The following is a 22171-nucleotide window of genomic DNA, read 5'->3' as shown; positions in this document are numbered from 1 at the left end:
TCTTTCAAAACAAACGTAACTTTGTGATTAGATACCCCGATGGATATATTGTCAGGGGGATATAGCAACGAAACCAGCCCTTCATCCTGAATGAGCAGATCACCGGCGTCTCGCTGGACGGCAAAGTCATTGATCTGCAAAAAGACCGGGTGCGTGTGCACCTGGACATCGACGCCAGCCAGGAGAAAAGCGAGGCCATGTGGATTCCGTATGAATCCGTATATAGCGCTGAGGGCAGCAGCGGGCTGTACCTCATGCCGAAGGCGGGGGACGCGGTGCAGGTGTATTTTCCCAGCGCACGGGAAGAGGAAGTGATGGCGCGGGGATCGGTGCGCAAGGGCGGGCAGCCGTCCCCGAAGCTGGAGGACCCCGGCACGAAATATTGGGGAACGGATTACGGCAAGGAGCTGAAATTCGGCGCGTCCGATCTGAGCCTGACGGCGACCGCGGGCAGCCTGTTCATCTCCCTGGAGGACAGCAGCGGAATTACGATCCAGAGCGATACGGGCATCGTGCTGTCGGCCAAGAAGGATTTGGAGTGGACATCGGAGAAAAAGATAGAGATCACGGCGCAAGAGGGGATCTACCTGTTGAGCGGCAACAGCAGCGTGGTGATGGACGGCAGCACGGATATCCGGGGCGACGAAGTGGAGCTTGCGGGGCTGACGAAAGCGCCGGTGACGGTCGAGGACCTGGAGCCGCAGCCGGAAGCGCCATTCGTTACGGAAGCGGCACCGGAAGAAGAGAAGCCGAAGAAGAAGGGATTCTGGAGCAAATTTCTGGATGTGACGCAGGTCGTACTGGATGTGGTGGGCTGTATCCCGGGCGTGGGTGAGATCGCGGATGTGGCGAATGCAGGGATCTCGCTGGCGCGGGGCGATTATAAGGGAGCAGCGTTATCCCTTGCCTCGGCGATCCCGTTTGCCGGCTGGGCGGCGGCGGGAGCCAAAATAGCGCGGGACGCGATGAAGGCGGGGAGCATGCTGGCGAAGGCCACGGACAAAGTGGTCAGCGTAGCGAAGGCAGCCAAGGAAGTGGCGCAGTCCATGAGCAGCACGGGTACGCTGGGGAAAGTGTTCACGGGAGCGCGAAACCTGGGCAGTAACCTAAGCCAATCCGATGTGCTGCAAAAAATGCAAAAAATGATGCAGCGCCTGGAAATGAACAATCCGAAGCTAAACTATGCCCTGAATATGGCCGGCCAAACCGCAAGGAACTACATGAAGAGCGAAGCCCAAGAGAGAGCGGTAGATAAGGTGCAGGAGGAAGGCTGGGCCTCGCGAGAAGTGCTCACGCTGCTGGGCATCCTGACCAACAACACCGGGGGCAAGCGGCATGGCCGGGGCGGCGGAGACGGCAGCCATTTAGGGGCTGTTTCTGGTGGTGGCAGTGGCGGGTCTCATTCGGGAGATGGTAAGAAAGGGAATGCGGGGACGGGAAAAGGTAATGTAAAGAATAACGTTACTGGTGAAACTAACAGCACTAAAGCAGGGAAGCAAGTTCATAAGCAAAAGGCAGATGAACGTCGAGAAAGTGGCGAGTACGATACCGTCAACGAACCCTTAAAGGATAAAGATGGAAAAATTATTGAAGTGCCAAAGAGAATAGATAAAAATGGCGAACCATCAAGGAAATATCAAAGAGCTATACCAGATGCTGTTCAAGGGCCTCCAAAAGGTAATATCATTGATGATAAACCTGTTGGCAGACCAATTTCAAAAGATAAGCAAGAAATCCGCAGATTTATCGATGCATATAAACAAAAGTATGGAGAACCACCAAAACAGATTATAATAGAAAGATATGATCCAAAGACAGGAACCTCAGCAGGGCGGGAAGTTTATGATCCTGATTATTTTAAGATCCCATGATGAGTTGGAGGTATCTATGGAGTACAATGCTTATAATGAAAATAATGTTAGGGTTACTGTTTCAGATGAACAACTAAATGAAGCTTTTCGACAACATGGTGAAGAATTACCTATTGAGATAGTAATCGCTATGGGGGCTTCACACAATAAAATGTTCATTCCACGACTATATGAAGCTCTTTTTCATCGAACACAACGAATAAGAATTAAGGCCATGCACAGCCTTTTAAGTATAAATAATATTGAAAGTGTCTCTATACTTCGGGAGAAGGAAAAGATGATTTCAGAAGATGACTTTAATGCTTCAATAAGCGAAAAGGCGATTCTTCAATCTGTAATTATTCGTCTTGAACATGGTCCTAGTGGTGCTGAAGAGGCTTTTTTCAAGGGAGATATTCATCCTAGTGTTAAGTTGAATTTATTATATAATTATTCTAGTAACATGGTATTAACACTTGAGGATGTGCGATTTATTATTAATGCACTGGAAGCATATGTCCATAAAAGTGAAGCGTGGATACAGAAAATGAAAAAAAACGATTACGAAGACGTTATTATTAAAGGTTTAGAGGCACTTTGGAGCGCTTCTGAAGAAAGTTCCTTACTAAGTTTGTTAAATACTGAGTTTAATGAAAAATTAGTTGAGATAGGGTCGCAAATTTTGAAAATAAAAATTGATTCTTATGCAAAAGAAGTTATCGCAATTTTTGCAAAAGCTCTTCCACCCAAATATGCCTATTCAATGTTAGAACCTATTATGAATGGACGAGTAAAGGGAGATATTCGAACAGAATTAGAAAGATCGCTCCTAATTCTGCGTCAAAAAGAAAAGGAAGAGGAATAATATTATGGGAATGGAACATAAAGCTTATTTATTTGATACTGATAATTTTAATAAGGAACTAAGCAACATTATAATTACTTCTGGTGCTACGAATGATGTAGATTCATTGATGGTGTTTATTGTGGAAAAAATTGGTACAGTTCGGTCCGTATACACAGGTGAGCTGTTGAATAAAGAGTGGGAAAAGGAACTAGAAAACGGCGAAGTTCAGGAACTCGCAGATTTTGCAATGACTTGTTACTATTCACCTGAAAAAGAATTGGGGCTTTCATATGCATGGGATGCATTATTAGAAGCATTAAATATGATGTCTACTAAATTTCATCCTGATTATTATATTCTCGGTCGTCCTTTAGAGTCAGAATTGTTTAAACTTGATCCTGGCGGAATGGGACTAGGATTCGTTTACGCCGAGGACATTTCAAGTATGTATAATGAACTTATCGATTTAAAACAACTTCTTATTAATAATAGCCTGCCATCATCAAACGATTTGGTATACCATATAACTTTTCCTGAATTAATAGAGGCTTACGACGAACTCATAATGCTCTATAAGGAAGCAAAGGAAGCGAATTGTGGTTTATTAATGACTTTTTAAAAAGTAATAAGAATAAAATGTTTAAACAATCTTGCGAATGACTATGTTTATGATGAGGGGATAAGGTCTGTCAAGAAACCAAATTAGGGTGACTCGTACAGCAATTTTTTTGAAAGTGTTGTAGTGCTTTAAGGATTTGTTCAATAAATGGTTAAAATGAAAATTTTGGGATTTATAAAGTTGGTGACTTCCGTACGGATAAGGATAGCGATTATCCAGAGGAAGGAAAGCTCATCGCTTACTTTACCTAGTAGAAGGCAGTAAAGATTTTGTTTACTTTTTAGAAGAAGGATCGTTACAATACGACTAAAAAAACCAAACACTAAACAACTTGATAAACCTTCAAATGCTTATTCCAACTTGATTCATGAGTAGGAATGAGCTTTTTTTCGTATTATTAGGTCAGCCAGAAACTTCTGGTTGGCCTATTTTGTTAGGTGTTTAAGATGGCGGTAGCCGGGAGAACGAGAGCTTTTTTGGGAGAATACCCCGTCATGCAAACGTTCTCCCACTACCTCCAATGCCCATGTTTGAGCTGGTAGGGGCAATGGACCCCGTATCACAAGCGAAGCTATGGGTTTGGAACCATCGTAGGAGTACCGGCGAATTCAGGAAGAGTGGGGGAAGTTATGGAACCGGTTATTGGATTGGATGTCTCGAAGGGAAGCAGTGTAGTTCAAGTTTTTGTTAAGCGGAATGAAGCGTGGGGAAAACCAGAAGTCATTCGTCATGGAGCGCAAGGATTTGGCCGGTTGAAAGCATGCGCGGAGCAGTTACAGGAGAGGCCTGGCAAAGCACCCGTGATCATTTTGGAAGACGGGACATTACCACCGGGGGCTTGACTTTCTAGTGCAACAGAGAATGAGTCATTGTATCGTGAATCCCTTACAGTCCAAAGAGCGAAAGGAACGAAACTGCGGAAAGTCAAGACGGATGCGGCGGATGCCTGGCACTTGGCCGAGATGTATTACCGGGGGGAGGTCCTTCCTCACCGGATTCAGGAAGAAAGCTATACCGAACTTCAGCAGTGACGAGGCAGCGTGAGTTTGTGACTGCTTTATATGTACTGGCGAAGCTGAATGCCCGGGCCTTGCTGGATCAAGTATTTCCCACGTTTGAGGGAGTTTTTCATGACCTGTATTCGGAAACGGCGCAGCGAGTGCTAGAGTGTTGTTTGCAGGAGCAGGGAGACCGCATACGAAAGACGATAGAGGAAACAGCAGGCCGGTCGCATGCCCAGTCGTGGGTGGAAGAAAAAGTTTGGCGTGTAGAAGAGGCCTTGCGTGAATGGCACCGGACAAACGTGAGTTCATCTCAGGTCTGCATTCTGGAAGGGATGCTTTCACTGCTTCGTTCTTTTCAAGAGCAATTAAAGCGGTTAGAGAAGCAGATGCAGGAACTTTCACGCGGGATGCCGGAAGTGGAACTGCTGCGAACCATTCCCGGGATTGGAGAGAAACTGGCGGCTACGCTGGTGGCGGAGCTCGGAGACATTCGGCAGTTTGAAAGTCCCAAACAGCTTGTAGCTTATGCGGGACTGGATCCTGGAGTATTTAGCTCAGGAAAATTCACAGCTTCCAGCAACCGAATTACCAAGCGAGGCTCCAAACGCCTGCGAAGGGCGTTATATTTAACCGTACATTGCGGTCTTCGAAGAGGCAACTGTTCCAAACTCAGACCTTATTATGACAAAAAAAAGAAAGAAGGCAAACCTTACAAGGTAGCGGTGATTGCTTGCGCCAACAAGCTGCTTCATCACATTTACGCTATCCTTCGCAAAGGCCAGCCTTACCAACCATAATTCCATATTAACCCAGCAGCTCTCCACGCCAATGGAGGGTTCTTTGCTGTGCTTAAGAATAACTATACCAGCAATTTTTAAATTCTCCAAGACGGATCACTTGACAAACATTAGCTGGTTTGCATGCCCAAAATTAAAGGAGAAAGAAAACAACGATAAAACAGGTGAAAGAAACAGCATAAACGGCGGCAGGCCTAATTGCTCAGATACAAGCGGAGTATGAATCGATTAGAGAGCAGATTGGGCGTATTATCAACAGCACTAGAACTAAGAGAACAAGCGGACAATCCGGTCCGGATCAGCATACAGGGAGTATTCCAATATGCAAATCCATAATGAGCTGTCTCGTATTTTATCGGATTCCGGAAGGGCGAATTCCTTACGCAGAACGGCCCTTGGCCCGCAGCGGATGATCGTAGATTAACCCGTATACCAACGGATAAGGGAGGAATGAATGTGAGCTTTCAGGATGAACAAATACAAGCGCTGCTTAATCAAGTGGAACAGGCTAAAATGCCCAGGGATATCTTATCGGGTCCTGTTCGCATCGGAGACGAAAGCTACGAGTTTGTGGAACGCGCTTTTTTTGAAGACAAGCTGAAGATGTACCTTCCCGTCACTTTCGAGGAAATGCCTGTTGCGATGCAGAAAATAAAATACCCTTACGAACAGCGTCCCGAGATCGTCTTGAGCAATGAGCCCGGGACGGTAAATCTTACGTTAAACCGGGTGGACCAAAAGCTGCAGGACGGATGGGTTCAAAGGCTGACCTCCGGTATGAAAGCCATGCTGAAAAAAATGCAGCCGGCGAACGTTTTCTATGACGAACAGCTTGAAGAAGTGAACGGGAAAAGCATCGGTTATTTTGATTTCAAAAGCCCTGCGCTGGATGAACCGGTCTATCACAATTTGTTCTATTTTGAACTTGAGGGCGAGACAGTGATGGGCAGTTTCAACTGTCCGTACAGACAATACGCGGACTGGCGGGATATTGTGGTGCAAGTGATTCGTTCCATACGGACCGTTCAGGAAGAGGAGGAACCCAGCTTATGAGCGATGCTTTCTTTACCGCAGCCAATGTTGTGGTCTGGCCGTATCAATTTGAGCGAATTACCAGTCTGAAGCTGCTTAAGCAGGTTAATGAGCACGTGTCTTTTTCCATTACCGGCATCGTGCCGGATGGGTTGCTGGATCAGTATGTGGAGAAGGCGGATGAAGAGGAGAGCATTCAGGTTTTTCTGCGGGATGACGAGCGCCAGGTCATTTTGTTTCAGGGAACCGTGTCGGACATCACCGTGAGAGCCGTAAATCATGTGCGTGAAATGACCGTTGAGGCCGCAAGCTTAACGCTGCTTATGGATTTAACCCGGCAAAGCCGCTCCTTTCAAAATACAGGGCAAGCGTACAACGAACTGTTCTCCCAGGTTGCCGCAGATTACGCGGATGCCGAGGTAATTGATGAAGCTTCCGGCGGGCGGTCCATTGGCGAATTGCTGGTTCAATACAACGAGACCGACTGGGCATTTGTCAAACGTGCGGCTTCCAGGCTGCATGCGGTGGTGATTCCTTTTTCCATGCAGCAGGGCTTGAAATTTGTCGTTGGTTTACCGGATTTGGGAGAGGCGCGGCCGCTTGAAGAGTTTAACTACACCATCCGAAAAGACCTTCATGAATACAAACTAAAGGCCGGCAATGGAATTCCCGAGGCCAGCGAGCAGAGCAGCCTGAGCTATGAAGTGACCAGCCCTAAAGTATTGGAGCTTGGCAGTCCCGTCAGCTTTCAGGGGCAAACCCTGTATGTGGCCCGGGCGGAAACGGTGATTGAAGGCGGTCTGGTTGTCAGCCGTTATCACCTTCGTAATAAGCAGGGATTTGAATGCCGGACGGTTTATGCCACGCAGCTGGCGGGAGTGTCCCTTTTTGGCAAGGTAACGAAGATCTCCAAAGATAAAGTACAGCTCCATCTGGAAATCGATCAGGGCTCCTCCTCATCCGGCTCCATGTGGTTCTCTTACTCTACCGTCTACTCTTCTCCGGATGGCAGCGGCTGGTATGTCATGCCGGAAGAGGGGGATGAGGTACGCTTGTATTTCCCCGACGAACAGGAGCACCATGCTTTCGCTGCAAGCTCCGTCGATATCACCTCCTCCGACCCCGTCAAGCGCAGTGACCCTTCCGTGAAAAGCATCAGCACCAAGTATGGCAAACAGATCGTGTTCAAACCGGGAGCCGTAGAAATTATCGGCAGCGGCCAGCTTCTCATGCGTCTGACCGATGAAGGCGGCATTGAAATCAACAGTGACAAAAAAATCATGCTGCATGCCGAAGAGGATATCGAAATCCGGGGCAGCAAGGTATTCATCGAAGGCGATGAAGGCGTAGATCTGATCCAAGCCGGGGCTACATTGCAGATCATGGACAATGTCACGCTTAAAGGCGGCAAGGTGAACATCGAATGAAGAGGATGGACCGGGATGCGGCGCTGCAGGATTTTCTGGAGAGGCATGTGCTTGAAGGCTGGCTGGGCGATCTTTCGCTGATTGAGCAGTATGTGGAAGAGCATAACGAACAGATTGAGGCCGACCTCCTGAGCGCATTCGAAGCCGTGTGTGAAAAGGCATTGCTGCAGCAGCGCGCGGGGATGAAGGGTGACATCCAATATATGTATATCTCCTTGCTTCGCACTAGTTTACTTGAAAATAAAGCGTACTACCGGATCGACGCCCATGATGCCAACTGGTTTCTGGACCCGGTAGAGTGCGCGGAATTATGGTCGGCGGATTTTGTGTTCAGGCCGCTCTTCAACCGAATGGCAGGACTTGAAGAAAATAAAAGAGACTATGCCCGCAAGATTACGTCGATGGATATCGAGCAAATCACGCAGATCGAAGCCGTTAAATATCATCTGCTGACACTTCAATTTCTTAAAACCATGATTCCGGCTCTAATCACAAGCCCAAAACTGGAGGAACTGGCTAAGCGGAACCGTTCACCCTATCGGCTGGTGAGTACCGGGATGAGAGTATCATCCTGTGTAAACTGGAACGCCAAACGGCCGAGGCGGGGGGCGGCATCCCCATTTGCGGAAAAGAGGGGAGAAGCGATGGATTATTTCTACTTAAAGCAGGATCAGCGGTATACCGATGTACCGGTGCTGCAGAAAGGGATGGGACGCATCGACCTGTGGAAAGTGAATAAGCTGCCGCCTGAAGAGCTGCCGCGGGTGCTTGTGTTCCATGTCAAGGCGGGCAAGGAGAGCCAGTTTGTCGATTTTATGGAAAGCCCGTTTCCGCTGCTTTCCGACCGGCTGATGAAGCTGATGAAGGTGTATGTTCCAGAGTGCCGATTTAAACCGGCGGCCCTGATCAACCCGGAACTCCAGCTGCAAAAAAACTACTATCTTCCCTTTCTGGAACTGAGACCGGCTTTATAAGATTGGCTCCGCCTCGCGGCTTCGCTTCCCGTTGTACCGGCCATTGTAGTACGTGTGTAGCCCAGGTCATAAGGGGCATGATGATTTGACGTCATCCCCACCTTCCTCCGGTTTGTCACCGGCAGTCACTCTAGAGTGCCCAGCACCACCTGCTGGCAACTAAAGTCAAGGGTTGCGCTCGTTGCGGGACTTAACCCAACATCTCACGACACGAGCTGACGACAACCATGCACCACCTGTCTCCTCTGTCCCGAAGGCCTACGCTATCTCTAACGTATTCAGAGGGATGTCAAGACCTGGTAAGGTTCTTCGCGTTGCTTCGAATTAAACCACATACTCCACTGCTTGTGCGGGTCCCCGTCAATTCCTTTGAGTTTCAGTCTTGCGACCGTACTCCCCAGGCGGAGTGCTTACTGTGTTAACTTCGGCACCAAGGGTATCGAAACCCCTAACACCTAGCACTCATCGTTTACGGCGTGGACTACCAGGGTATCTAATCCTGTTTGCTCCCCACGCTTTCGCGCCTCAGCGTCAGTTACAGCCCAGAAAGTCGCCTTCGCCACTGGTGTTCCTCCACATCTCTACGCATTTCACCGCTACACGTGGAATTCCACTTTCCTCTTCTGCACTCAAGCTGTCCAGTTTCCAGTGCGACCACAGGTTGAGCCCATGGTTTAAACACCAGACTTAAACAGCCGCCTGCGCGCGCTTTACGCCCAATAATTCCGGACAACGCTTGCCCCCTACGTATTACCGCGGCTGCTGGCACGTAGTTAGCCGGGGCTTTCTTCTCAGGTACCGTCACTCCTTAAGCAGTTACTCTTAAGGACGTTCTTCCCTGGCAACAGAGCTTTACGATCCGAAAACCTTCATCACTCACGCGGCGTTGCTCCGTCAGGCTTTCGCCCATTGCGGAAGATTCCCTACTGCTGCCTCCCGTAGGAGTCTGGGCCGTGTCTCAGTCCCAGTGTGGCCGTTCACCCTCTCAGGTCGGCTACGCATCGTCGCCTTGGTGAGCCGTTACCCCACCAACTAGCTAATGCGCCGCAGGCCCATCCCTTGGTGACAGATTGCTCCGCCTTTCAGCCTCCTAGCAGGAGCTAAGAGGAATTATCCGGTATTAGCTACCGTTTCCGGTAGTTATCCCAGTCCAAGGGGCAGGTTGCCTACGTGTTACTCACCCGTCCGCCGCTAAGTTGATTAGGAGCAAGCTCCATCACAACTCCGCTCGACTTGCATGTATTAGGCACGCCGCCAGCGTTCGTCCTGAGCCAGGATCAAACTCTCCAATAAAGTATTGAAAGAGCGATTCGCTCATTTTGAAACATCTGACGAGAATTTCTTCTCTTCATTTTGGAACTCGCTAAGCGAATTCCCACTCACTCGCTGTTCAGTTTTCAAAGATCAAACTTCTTTGCCGCCGCTCAACTTTGCCTCAGCAGCAACTCTTATAATATATCATACACTCTACAGAAACGCAAGCTTTTTTTCAAAAAAATATTTTCTCTTTTCGGTAAAAGCTTGTGTCCCACGAGGACGACTTATCTATAATACCTCTTCTTTGGGAATATGGCAACCCCTAAATACAAAAAAACAATCCACTTATTATTTAAGCGGATTGTTCGTTTTATTTCATGAAGCTTTCAACTACTTAATAATACTTCGCACCGCTGTATTTGCTGGCGTTTTTAATCAGGGAGACCGCTTTATTACTCTTACCCAAGCCGGCGTCTACCGTCGTATCAATAGTCACCCACTGCCCATCAATGAGGACTTCATTCCATGCATGATATTCAGATACATAGCTGCTTTCACCCATCACAAGCTTAGCGGGAACATCCACGCTGCGAAGCATAGCCGCAAAGAGGGAAGCATAGTCGTAGCAGATTCCTTTTTTGCTGACAAGCGTTCTGTCGATGTCCGGCACGTAGTCGGTGGATACGTTGGCTGCCAATGCGTAGTCGTATTTCACGTTGGAGACGATATAGTTATAGATGGCGGTTACTTTTTCTTTGTCGGTGTTGGCATTCTGGGTGAGTTGTTTCGCTTTTTGGATCGCTTTGTCGGACGGACTCCATTTAACATTCTGCACAGAGCTCAGATATACGGCGTTAGGATCGCTTACCGAAAGGTCGATAGAATCGGAATATATGATTTTATACTTGTTGCCGCTGGTATTCTCAAGGATGGAAACTTTATAGGAGCCGGTGCCTAGCTGCAGCGGGAAGGACTCGTTGGGCTCTGATGCGAAGAGGTTGTAAGTATAACTGCTGCCGTTCTTGGTGATCATCAGTTTCGTGCGCTTGCCCTGAGGAGCGTTATATTGAATGCCAACAATGCCTTGGCTTAAATTCGAAATGTCGAGCCATTCGGAACTGCCGCTCGCGGCGGCTGCCGGGGTAACCGGAACGGAAGTGGCTAATGTAAGTAATATGAGAAGTATGAAATAAAACTTCTTCATAGATAAAACTCCTTTCGGTAGCTGGCTGCCATCCTCGCGGGAAGGCCCTTTAGCTTTGCGTCCCTACCTTTCGATAGGTTTGCCATTGTCGTACAAGTTCCATCTCTTAAAAATATTTGGTATAAGTACCATTATTTATACTGATGAGCAAATAAAAAAGCTTCTGCATTCGGTAGCTGGCTGCCATCCTTGCGGGAAGGCCCTCTAGCTTTGCGTCCCTATCTTTCGATAGGTTTGCCGTTAACGTGGTTAGCTTTTCTAATATCAGATTACCATATTTATATGAATTATCAATAGGAAACTAGGAAAATATACCTGGTCAATTACCTATTTTTCCACATTTCCGCCACAGTCACGGAAGCTTTGCGTGCACAATTAACCGATGCGTCGGATTAATCAGCGGATCGCATGTGATGAGCGTAAGGATGCGGTCTTTGTTGTTGCCTTCCAGCACGGATACGTCAGTAGGCTCAACAATCGAGATATCGTAGACCGTATAGTTATAGATCTGCCCTTTGGTCTTAACGGAAACCGTATCGCCAATCTTCACCTCGTTCAGACGGTTGAACAGCCTCCCCTTGGTATGGGCGCGGTGAGCGGCGATAGCCGCATTTCCGATTTCTCCAAGCGGAGCGGTCTCAGTCAAATGCACGGCCGCATGCCGCATATTCGCTTTGGTGGCTCCTTCAAGCACGGGCAGCTTAACATCGATTTTATCGATCTCAATTAGCGCAATAGCTTTCTCGTTTACGTCTGATCCGCCTTTATCCGCTGCGAGCTGCGACTGCTCGTCCAATGCCGATTCTTCGGCAAGTAGTTGTGCCACCTTGGCGTATTTGAGCCGCAGATCGGGATCGGCCGAATTCTGAGCCGTCTCCGCGCTCTGTTCAAAACTCTGCTCCGCTTCCTTCAGCAGCTTCTGCTGCTGCCAATCTTCAAACCATTCGCTGGCCTTCGGGTAAAGGATCAGCAGAACGCCGGCGATAATTATGATATAAGAAAGCTTGCGCAATATTTTCACCTCTATCGTCGCTCCGCATCTGTTCCAGAGATCACCTCACCGGAGACAGGCAGAGACTGCTTTGGCTTCACGAACACCCATTTTCTGCTGCCAAAAAAATTGATGATAACCGTAACAAACGTAACCAATACCTTCGACAAAAATTCCTGCAGTCCAAGACGAGTGATTAGAAAGCTCATGAGCAGCAGGGATATGCACAGCACGAACAGATTCAAAGCTATAAACCTCAGAAGCTGCCTATGATCAAAGCCTTCTTCCTTGCTCCGCTGCCGGTCCTTGAACGTAATTTTACTGTTCAAAATAAAGCTGTTGGCCGTTCCCGCGCCATAAGAGATGATTTGGGCTATGACATAGAACAGTCCAAGCGAATGCAGCAGTGCGAACACGGCCATATCTACCAGCGTATTCAGCAGGCCGACGATATTAAATTTAACGAACTGGAGGATATCGCCGCGTACATTTTTGTTATTCATGGGGTACACCTCTCCGTGATTGTCCGGCTTCCTCCTGAAAGAGCTCGGCTTCCTCTTCCTTCAGGTTTCTGTAGCCTACCGCCTCGCGGACAATGTACAGCGGCCGGTCCTTCGATTCATCGTATATCCGGCCGATATATTCCCCGATTACCCCGAGGATCATAAGCACAATTCCGTTAAACAGCAGGTTCACGCCGACAATGGAGGCCCAGCCGGGTACCGTCCGGGAAGTAAACCACTTCTGCATCAGGACGAAGAACAAGAAGACAAAGCTCGAAAACGAAAGCAAAAACCCAAGGTAGGACGCAATTTTAAGCGGTTTATGCGAAAAAGACGTGATGCCGTCGAGCGCAAACCGGATCATTTTTTTGAGCGGATATTTGGTCTCCCCGGCGAAGCGCTCCTCGCGGACATACTCTACCATCGTCTGGCGGAAGCCGACCCAACTGACCAGTCCTCTGACATAGCGGTTCTTCTCCTTCAGTTCGCGTAAAACGTCGCATACCTTGCGGTCAATCAGACGGAAGTCGCCCGTATCGGTCGGAATATCCACGCTGGTCAACCTGCTCAGCAGGCGGTAAAACAGCTTGGCGGTGATTTTTTTGAACAATGTTTCGCCGTGGCGCTTCAGCCGTTTGGCATACACCACCTCATATCCCTGTTTCCACTTGGCAATCAGCTCAAGTATGACCTCGGGCGGGTCCTGAAGATCGGCGTCGATAACGACGACCGCTTCCCCCCGGGCATAGTCCATGCCTGCGGTAATCGCGATTTGGTGGCCGAAATTCCGCGAGAAGTCAATCAGTTTCACATGAACGTCCCGATCGGCAATCTCCCGGATGATATCGGCTGAGCGGTCCCGGCTTCCATCGTTCACGAATATCAGCTCGTACGCGTCTCCGCAGCGGTCCATGACTTCTTTCAAACGCTCGTAAGTATGGGAAATCACTTCTTCCTCATTATACATCGGGACGATCACGCTGTATCTGGCTTTCATTTCTTTTCCTCCTAAATTGTAGACGGCCGTATCCCTAAAAGACCCAAGTCGGGAACCAGCGCAGGAAGCCTGTGACGTAATCCCCGCTAACCTGCATGCCCGATAAGACGGGATAGAACATGATAAAGAGCAGCGCCGCAGTAGCGACATACACATAACGGATAACTCTCGACCGGGATTCCGGCAACACGCTGTCCGATAGCTTCAGCAGATAGACCAGCGCCAGAATCATGAACGGGACCATGGCAAAATAATGGTAAAGGAACGTCTCGCGCGGAACGAGCATCCAAGGAATATATTGGGAAAAATAGCCGATCCAAATGACGTATTGCGGCTTTTCCCGGCGTCTCAGCGTCAGCCACAGGACAGCAAGGATAGCAAAAACCCCTGTCCACCAGATCAGCGGATTACCCATCGTTACAATGCTGCTGGTCTGGCCTGCCGGCAATCCCTCTCCGCCGCTGAAGAACCATACCGGACGCTTCATAAAGGGCCACTGCCACCACTGGGATGAGAACGGATGGGTAGCCACAAGCTGGCTGTGGTAGTCGTACATATTCTTCTGTGCTTCGAGCAATCCTTTAATCGTATAGCCTTCCGGTGTAACGGACAGTACGGGAATAAACGATAAGCTGTAAATCGCTGCCGGAATAACAATAAAGAAGATAATGCAAGAAGCCAGAGTGATTACGGTTCTGCTCCAGAATGTCCCTGCGGCCTCTTGGCAAGCTGCTGACAGTTCGGGGTCCGCCCGCTTGCCTTCTGCAAGCACCCGCCGGGCCGCCCTGTGCTGCCGGTACCGGTCAAAGAGCGAAATCCCTAGCATAACAGCGAGCCCCGCCCCTCCATACAGCACAATCCATTTGGAGGCAACTCCGATGCCGAAGAACAGGCCCGACCAAAACAGCGGCCACAGCGTCTTGCGCAGCGGAAGGCGGTAGAAATTCATTGCCGCGTAACGCTGCATGAAGTAGAACATCAGCATGATGAAGAAGACGCCGTACACATCAATGGTAGAAATCCGGGTCTGCGTAAAATGCATGAAGTCCAGGGCGAACAGCCCCGCCGCAAGCGCAGCATAGCGAGTCCGCCCAAACAGCCGCAGCGCCATTACATACATAACAGGCAGCATGGCGATGCCAAATACCGTGCCGACGATCCGCCAGCCGAAAGGATTAACGCCGAACAGCGCCATTCCGACGGAAATCAGCAGCTTGCCCAGCGGCGGATGCGTATTCTCATACGGAACGATGCCATGGGCGTATTCATATGCGGTGCGTGCATGATAAATCTCATCAAAATAGGTGCTGTTCATATAGCCCGAATTGGCTGGAATAAGCTGCTGTTCGTCGAACAGGTTCGCCGGTGCGCCTTGCTTGGGAGTTCCCCCTATATCGGACGACACTTCGGCAACGGGCAGCGGCGACGCGTTTCCTTTTTCATAAAAGGCAATCTCATGCAGATAAAAGCCCAGGTTATTTACAAAAACTCGGACATACCGCGCCGTGGCGTTAAGCTGCTGGCTTTTCCAGATAAAGACGTTGCCGACATCCTCCTTAATCTTGACCGGTCCGGACCAGCTTTGCGGCGAATCGCCAAAATCCAGCGTAAATTCACCGGTGCCCACGCCGCCGAATATTCTCACTTTGTCCAGCTGCTTCGCGGTGCCCAGATCAACATAGAAGCTTTCGCCCGCAGCTGAAGGCGCCCATACCGTTTCCGGCGAACGGGCCGAACCGAGATTGACCATGGCTAGCGCTCCATAAAGGACTGTAATAGCCGCCATCCACAACCAGTCTCTTCGCATCATCCGGGGAACAGCACTTCCCTGCGGTGAATGATCCGGACGGAGTTCACAGACGAGCGCTAGATCGGTTTCCCGTTTTTGCTTATCGGTATACGCAGGAGCCAGCGTCAGCACCCTTCTCCTGAAAAATATATCCCAGCCGATATACAGCATGTACAGCAGCAGTCCGACGTTGGCGATTGAGGTAACAAGGACGATGCCGTCCGAGCCGGGATTCTGCCCCGCATTCAGATACAGCAGCACGTACTCCACGTTGGCAAATTGGGTCAGGCTCAGGCCGAAGAACAGCGTCAGCAGCCTCCGGTCCTTAATCTCCATAAAGGCGAACAAGCTCAAGACAAGCGCCGGGAACATGTACCGTTCATGCATTTTGGTTCCAACCACAAACATGACCACAATTAAAACGAGACCGATAAAGAAGGATTTGGACAGGTCTTTTCGGTCCTTCCGGAACGAGAACAACGCGGCCAAAGCTACTGCTACTATAATAAAAATATTGCCCCAAGCGCGGTAAGGAATACCGAGCCACAATTGATCAATCGGCGACCAGGACGGAGCGATGAGCGTGTAGAGGTTAAAAGCGTTGACGGTGGAATAAGGATAGGAAGACAGCGTGCTTTTGTACAGATCGATCAGACCGCCAAGCCCTCCGTTGCCCCAAAAGAACGGCAGTGTAATCAGGGTAAAAGCGATAAGCCCGTACACCGCTCCTTTCAGCAGCTCTTTCCACGCTCTGTAATGGATGAAGGCGAACAACAGTGCCGGCGTAAAAATCAGCGCCTGCGGCTTCACCGCCGTGGCCACCGCGAACCAGAGCGCGGAAACGGCCAGCCTTCTATCCGAGACGGCCAAAATACTAAGCAACAGGAACACCACAAAAAAGGCGTCCGCCTGCCCCCACACCGCCGAGTCCGTCAGTACGGCCGGATTGAACGAATATAGAATAACAAGGCCGAGCGCAATGCCGCCGCCCAGCTTTTTGCTCCCGATCCGGTAAATCAGCCAACCGAGAACGATATCCGACAGGATCGCCGGCAGCTTGAACAGCAGCATCTCCCCAGGAGAGTCCGGACTTAAACCGAGGCCCTGCTGGATGAGATGAAGAAGATACAATATATAAATATACCCTGGAGGGTAATCCGCAAAAATGCCTTCCTGATAAAAGCGTCCCGGACCGACCTCCGCCAGCCGCTGGCCCCAGTACATAAAAGTCTTCATGTCGTTCATATAACCCTGCGAGGTCCAGCCAAGCCACAGACGCAGCAGAAAAGCCGCGGAAAGGACAATCCACAGCCACATGCCGTAATCATAGCTCTCCCGCCTTAGCTGACGCTTGCTGCGCAGTGCCGTCCGGTAAACCCAGGCAAAGAGGCAGGCGAACAATGCGGAAAAGAACAAAATGTTTTTGGATGATATTTTAACTGGCTTCCCTGCCTCTCCAGTCTGGGCGCCCCCCGGATCAAGCGAGATTACCGGAACGCCTGCAGGGGCGGAATTAAGCTCTTCCACGGATAAATCGTCAAAATACGCCTTGCCCGCAGACAGATTCCCATAGCCGCCAAGAGCGGCGCCGATGCCTATTTCCTTTTGCCCGGAGCCCGTCTTGCCTATGAACTGAAGCTGCTGCCAGCCACCACCAGTGTCTTTCGTGCTCGGATACCCCCCGCCAACGCCGACAACGAAGATATTTGCCCCGATGCCTTCCGCGCCCGCGTTCACCACTTTAACCCAGCCGGAAATCCGGTAATGGGTATCAGGCTTTACGGCGATGGTCTGAATCCATTTGGCATGATTCTGCTGCATATTTTCAATCGCGGCCGCAGCAATTCCGGAATGGACATCCGCCGATTCCACAGACAGCAGGCTTGCCTGATCGCCCTGCACCCATACATCTCTCACCCAGGAGGCGGGAGCGCCCGATGCCGTTTCCTCAAACCCCGGATTTTGCAAAAGATTTCCTTCCGCAAACATGGTTCCCGGAGGGATAACTAGCATGCACAGCAGCAGCATAAACATCAGTTTCGCAGCAATACGCCACTTCTTCATCATCGTTACCACCTTCGTCTTATCGTCCGAATCTATGTATATGAAGTTCGCTTCATTTTTTCCCTCATTTCAATATAATCGAATTGCCGGGTGAAGAAAAGTCCGGCGCTCTTTTCCGGTAACACCGCAGAGTTTCTTATTCGCTAGAAAAAAAAAGACCCCTTCCGATTGAGAAGGAGCCGTAAAAGAGCGGCCAAGGCTTAGCCCTGGCTGCCGATCAGCAGGTAACGAAGCACCACCAGAACGGCCAAAAGCCACATCATCCAGTGGATGTCGTATTTCTTTTTGCCCGCAAGGTTGGCCACAAAGGCCAAAATAACGTAGGTGACGATGCCGAAAGAAATACCGTTCGCGATATTGTAGGTGAAAGGCATGATCACGAGGGTCAGGAATGACGGGATGGCGATAACCATATCGTTAAAATCAATCTGCCGGACGGACTGTGCCATCAGCACGCCGACAATGATTAGGGCCGCCGCTGTGGCGGAGCCGGGAATCAGAGCGGCAACCGGCGCCAGGAACAGGGCAAGCAGGAAGCACACACCCGTCGTAACGGCGGTAAGTCCCGTACGTCCGCCTTCAGCCACGCCCGCCGCGCTTTCCACATAAGCCGTTGTGGTGGAAGTGCCCAGCATTGCGCCGCCTGCAACTGCAACCGCGTCAACGAGCATGGCTTTGCCGACGCGTCTTTTGCCTTCCTCGGGATTGTCCATAATTCCCGCGCGCTCCGCCGTTCCGACCAGAGTTCCGAAGGTGTCGAACAGCTCGACGAAGGTGAATGTCGCGACCGCGGAAATAATACCGGTATGCAAAATGCCGTTCCAGTCAAACTCCAGGAAGTTCAGCTGCGTGAAATCCGGGACCCATGGCGTGGTTGGATTCGACAGTGTGGAGAAATCGACCGCGCCCATCAGCATGCCGATGACCGTGGTACCAAGGATGCCGAACAGAATCGCGCCTTTGACCCGCAGCACCATCAGAATGCCGATCAGCAGCAGGCCGATGATAGCAAGCTGAACATTCGTGTTCTCCAGGCTTCCGAGATGGAAGACCGTTTCAAAATACAGCACGTCGGTGAAGGTATTGGCCGGAATCGCATTGCCCGCCTCCACACCGATCGTCATCAGGCCGCTGTTCTTCAGGCCGATAATGGCGATGAAGAGTCCAATGCCGACCGTAATCGCATGCTTCAGACTGTCCGGAATCGCAGTTAGTAAAATTTGGCGAATCCTGGTGATGGTCAGCAGAATAAAGATCAGACCGGAGATGAATACCGCTGTCAGCCCCATCTGCCAAGTAAACGGATGATCCGTCGTGGCCGACGACAGGATAACCGATGCGAAATAAGCGTTAAGCCCCATACCAGGCGCAAGGGCGACCGGGAAATTAATGAATAGCCCCATCGCAATAGTGAAAATACCCGCCGCCAGCGCGGTCGCCAAAAATACCGAATACCAGCCCATATCGATACGGCCGAAGGCAGTTAACGTACCTGGATTCACCGACAGAATATACGCCATTGCCATAAAGGTCGTCAGACCGGCCATAATTTCGGTGCGTACTGTAGTGCCGTTCTCTTTCAACTTGAAAAATCGTTCCAAAATGTTCTCCCCCTAAGATGATTTGTAGTGAGGCAGCAACAAAAGGCCGGAATCTTGGCGGACCCCGGCCTGAAAAAGAGCTCTCCCGAAGAAATTTCGGCACGTCGGCCGTAGCTTCTAATCAGGACAGCTTTCTTGGATCGTAGCCAGGTCATTACGGTGACCTCGTAGAAACTCCCGGGCCAATTCCCGGGATTATACGAATATTCATGCTGCTAATGCCTTCTCATTTTAGGTGGACATGACATGGGTTGTCAATAACGAAAACGAACAAACTTTGTTATGTTTTTGTCATTGCAGCCTGCTTCGGCAGTGAAATCATATCCCTCTTATTTTTTTTCTAAAGTCAAAACAATATCGTTTTTTGTAACTTCACCCTTATTTTCGATTTCAAATTCAGATAAATTATCAGAATTCGTGATTACCGCAATAACAGTATCATCTAATCCGGCTTTCTTAATGGCTGGAGACCAGAAATCAATTAGAAGCTCCCCTTGTGAAACACGTTGCCCTGGTTCGAAATAAGTGATAAAACCAGTTCCCTTCATCTTAACTGTTCCAATCCCAATATGAATCAATGTTGCAATTTTATTTTCGGAGACAAGACCAACAGTATGACGCGTTGAGAATGTTGCCTCAATTATGCCATCAAATGGCGCGTAAACTCTCCCATCACTTGGTTTAATTGCGAACCCTCTCCCCATTGATCCAGTCGAAAATACTGTATCTGAAACTTGTTCAAGGGGAATCACTTCACCAGCGACAGGGGCATAATAAGATAGTTCAGTTTTGGAATTTGGTCGACTTCCAGTTGACTCACTTTCATCATCACTATCAAAGTCCTTTGCCCATGTTCTCTCAAGCTCGTCAACGATTGAAGCATGCATTTTTTCATCGAGTTTCACTTTTTTGAAAAAGACAAATGCACCAACTAAAATGAATACTGCCGGGACACCAAGCATAGCGAATTTAAAGATAAAGCGGTCGTGGTTCGTCATAGTTGCAGCTGTGGCTCCTGCTGTCATACTGGCTGCTACAGCCGTGATACCAACAACTAAGTTTGAAATCGCTCCTGCTAGCTTATCCAACAATGGGCGAACAGATAAAGTCAGCGATTCATCGCGATGTCCTAATTTTAATTGACCATATTCTACTGAGTCAGTAATAGTCATCAAAGCCACTAAAAAGATTAGTGGTTGTGGAATGAAAAATAACTCCGCTGCGACAAGCACTAGAATAAGAGAGCTGTTCGCAAGACTGAATACCGCTAAGCCTATTAACATTAAGGCAATGGCTACTAGAAATACATTTCGGCGATTCCATTTTTTCGCCAATGCAGGAAAAATCGAAATGGCAGCTAAGCCAACGATTGTGTTTATTAGTGCCAAAATTGAAAATTTCGATGCATCTCCTAAAATAAATGTGAAGTAGTAGAGTTCAAATGAGTTTGTTAATGACATGCCAATGGCATAAAGACCATACGCTAACGATAGCCACATAAGCTGATCGTTGTGCATAAGAACGTGAAAGACTCCTTTAAAAGTTGTTGGTTTCTTGTTCTTCCGCAAATCAGAATCTACTTCTTTTGTCCCTAATCCAACTACGACTGCTGATAGAGCTGCTGCACAACCAATAATCAGCGCAAACCAGAACCATCCACGAGAATCACCTGTTCCTTGATTGGCATTGAGTGAGAACAATAGCACTAAAGGCATGACCACAATACCAATTGTTCCTCCACCAATATTTGACCCGATTCGAGCAAATGTGGCTGTTTTTTCACGTTCACGTGAATCAAATGACAATGCAGGAATCATAGACCAAAATGCAATATCTTTGAAACTGTATAGAATATCCATCATAATATATAGAATGGCAAACAAGATAAGATAGAGCATTGGATTGCTTTTCGTCAGTCCGCCAAAATCTGTGAATAATATGACTAAAGCCGCTGGTCCTAAGACACCACCCACTACAACCCAAGGCTTGAACTTCCCCCAACGCGTATGGGTGTTATCAATGGCATTCCCAATAAATGGGTCAATGGCTAATTCTACAAACCGTAAGAAGAAAATAATAAGTGTAATAAATCCAATCATTTTCGCATCCTGCGCCTTATTTCCACTGTTAAACAAGTGAGTTGTCACAAACATAATGAAATATGTACTGAGTAATCCAAACAGCAAGTCATTCCCAAAAGCACCAAAGCTGTAAGACAACCGTGAAACGATGTTTCCTTTAGAATTTTCCATCCCAGTAATCTCCTTTGCATTTATCCGATTTCTTTACACTTAAATAGTAAAGGTAACGCTTTCAATTTAGAATGGAATGAATTTTGTTAAATCCTACATTTTTTTAGATGATTCCGATTTGAGTAAAGGAGGCTTAACGATGAACAAACGGAAATATTGGAATGTATTTATTAAGGAAGATTATTTTGCTGATTTCTATTTTTTTAATGTAGGTCATGAAATTTGTGCGCCACTGCATAGCTATGGTCCGGGCATGAGAGAAAATTACGTTGTGCATTACATAGTATCGGGAGGGGGAATCTTTGAAGGAAATGGAGGAAAGAAATATTTAAAAAAAGGGGATTTTTTTGTTATTCGTCCCAACGAGGTGCATTTCTATCAAGCAGATGAAACAAATCCATGGGAATATTACTGGCTTGGGTTTAACGGAAGTCAAGTAGCGGAATTGTTGTTATGCAATGGCATCAATGGCCATGATTCAGTTGGAACGGTTTCACCCGACAATGAGTTGCCGAAACTATTCGAAAGAATGATGAAAATGGATTTATTTGATATGAAGGAAAAAATGAGTGTACAGGCATTGTTTTATACGATTTTTGCTCATTTCAAAATCGAAAAGAACTATTATCTGCTCAATCCAATGAATATAAAGCAGAAAAAGTATTGTGAATTATTTTTACTTTATGTTCACAATAATTATTCGCGCCTCGATCTTTCGATTCAGAAAATTGCTGAGTCAATAAACCTTACTCCAGCTTATCTCAGTCAGGTTATTAAAAAAGAAATAGGTGTTCCTCCTGTTCAATATTTAAAAGCTCATCGCCTGCAACAAGCAAGAATTTTACTGAAAACCAGTGAAAAAACCGTTTATGAAGTTGCTGAGGAAGTAGGATATGCAAATGTGGACTCCTTTTCGAGAGCATTTAAAAATAAGTTTGGCGTTTCACCGACAAACTTTTAGAA

13 protein-coding genes, 1 rRNA gene, 1 pseudogene and 3 riboswitches are annotated in these 22171 nt (G+C 48.4%); of the genes and pseudogenes, 7 read left to right on the top strand and 8 right to left on the bottom strand.

Features of this window, described 5'->3' with window-relative positions; genetic code table 11:
- Positions 1-83 precede the first annotated feature (83 nt).
- The 6 genes and pseudogenes from VK70_RS26850 to VK70_RS25555 all read left to right on the top strand — a co-directional run bounded on the left by VK70_RS26850 (position 84) and on the right by VK70_RS25555 (position 7576).
- Entirely contained in the window at positions 84-1871 is a 1788-nt protein-coding gene (locus tag VK70_RS26850) for a phage baseplate assembly protein V (RefSeq protein ID WP_411431714.1), read from the top strand.
- Entirely contained in the window at positions 1843-2715 is an 873-nt protein-coding gene (locus VK70_RS25575) for a hypothetical protein (RefSeq protein ID WP_144415313.1), read from the top strand. The genes VK70_RS26850 and VK70_RS25575 overlap by 29 nt, the downstream gene beginning before the upstream one ends.
- A 4-nt stretch (positions 2716-2719) precedes the next feature.
- Positions 2720-3316 (top strand): hypothetical protein, encoded by a 597-nt coding sequence (locus VK70_RS26845; RefSeq protein WP_025699913.1) that lies wholly within the window; start codon positions 2720-2722, stop codon positions 3314-3316.
- A 629-nt stretch (positions 3317-3945) separates the two neighbouring features.
- Positions 3946-5117, top strand: a pseudogene (locus VK70_RS29660) (IS110 family RNA-guided transposase).
- Positions 5118-5573: 456 nt separating this feature from the next.
- Positions 5574-6170: a hypothetical protein gene (locus tag VK70_RS25560; protein WP_046723980.1), complete on the top strand. Its 597-nt coding sequence runs from the start codon at positions 5574-5576 to the stop codon at positions 6168-6170.
- Positions 6167-7576, top strand: coding sequence for a contractile injection system protein, VgrG/Pvc8 family (locus VK70_RS25555; RefSeq protein WP_046723978.1), 1410 nt, complete (start codon positions 6167-6169; stop codon positions 7574-7576). The genes VK70_RS25560 and VK70_RS25555 overlap by 4 nt, the downstream gene beginning before the upstream one ends.
- Positions 7577-8426: 850 nt before the next feature.
- On the opposite strand, the gene VK70_RS27590 is transcribed toward VK70_RS25555, so the two are convergent.
- The 8 genes from VK70_RS27590 to VK70_RS25510 form a co-directional block, all read right to left on the bottom strand.
- Positions 8427-9843 (bottom strand): 16S ribosomal RNA (locus tag VK70_RS27590).
- 358 nt (positions 9844-10201) lie between these two features.
- Entirely contained in the window at positions 10202-11011 is an 810-nt protein-coding gene (locus tag VK70_RS25540; RefSeq protein WP_046723975.1) for a transglutaminase-like domain-containing protein, read from the bottom strand.
- 13 nt (positions 11012-11024) lie between these two features.
- Positions 11025-11105, bottom strand: a riboswitch (cyclic di-GMP riboswitch).
- Positions 11106-11179: 74 nt separating this feature from the next.
- Positions 11180-11260, bottom strand: a riboswitch (cyclic di-GMP riboswitch).
- Positions 11261-11363: 103 nt separating this feature from the next.
- A complete protein-coding gene (locus tag VK70_RS25535; RefSeq protein ID WP_144415312.1) occupies positions 11364-12032 on the bottom strand; it encodes a class D sortase in 669 nt (222 codons plus the stop codon).
- 2 nt (positions 12033-12034) lie between these two features.
- Positions 12035-12505: a GtrA family protein gene (locus tag VK70_RS25530; protein ID WP_025694841.1), complete on the bottom strand. Its 471-nt coding sequence runs from the start codon at positions 12503-12505 to the stop codon at positions 12035-12037.
- Positions 12498-13502 (bottom strand): glycosyltransferase family 2 protein, encoded by a 1005-nt coding sequence (locus tag VK70_RS25525; protein ID WP_025694840.1) that lies wholly within the window; start codon positions 13500-13502, stop codon positions 12498-12500. The genes VK70_RS25530 and VK70_RS25525 overlap by 8 nt, the downstream gene beginning before the upstream one ends.
- Before the next feature lie 34 nt (positions 13503-13536).
- The gene (locus VK70_RS25520) at positions 13537-17358 is read right to left on the bottom strand and encodes a glycosyltransferase family 39 protein (protein ID WP_052756044.1); all 3822 of its coding nucleotides are present in this window, start codon (positions 17356-17358) and stop codon (positions 13537-13539) included.
- Between the two features lie 197 nt (positions 17359-17555).
- Entirely contained in the window at positions 17556-18956 is a 1401-nt protein-coding gene (locus VK70_RS25515; protein ID WP_025695055.1) for an NCS2 family permease, read from the bottom strand.
- Between the two features lie 123 nt (positions 18957-19079).
- Positions 19080-19179, bottom strand: a riboswitch (purine riboswitch).
- Positions 19180-19285: 106 nt separating this feature from the next.
- Positions 19286-21208 (bottom strand): sugar MFS transporter, encoded by a 1923-nt coding sequence (locus VK70_RS25510; RefSeq protein WP_025695054.1) that lies wholly within the window; start codon positions 21206-21208, stop codon positions 19286-19288.
- 139 nt (positions 21209-21347) lie between these two features.
- Here VK70_RS25510 and VK70_RS25505 point away from each other — a divergent pair, with 139 nt between their 5' ends.
- On the top strand, positions 21348-22169 hold the full coding sequence (locus tag VK70_RS25505; RefSeq protein ID WP_025695053.1) for an AraC family transcriptional regulator: 822 nt from the start codon (positions 21348-21350) through the stop codon (positions 22167-22169).
- Positions 22170-22171: the final 2 nt, after the last annotated feature.

The organism is Paenibacillus durus ATCC 35681 (assembly GCF_000993825.1).
Taxonomy (GTDB): domain Bacteria; phylum Bacillota; class Bacilli; order Paenibacillales; family Paenibacillaceae; genus Paenibacillus_AQ; species Paenibacillus_AQ durus_B.
This window is presented reverse-complemented; position numbering and strand designations above follow the sequence as displayed.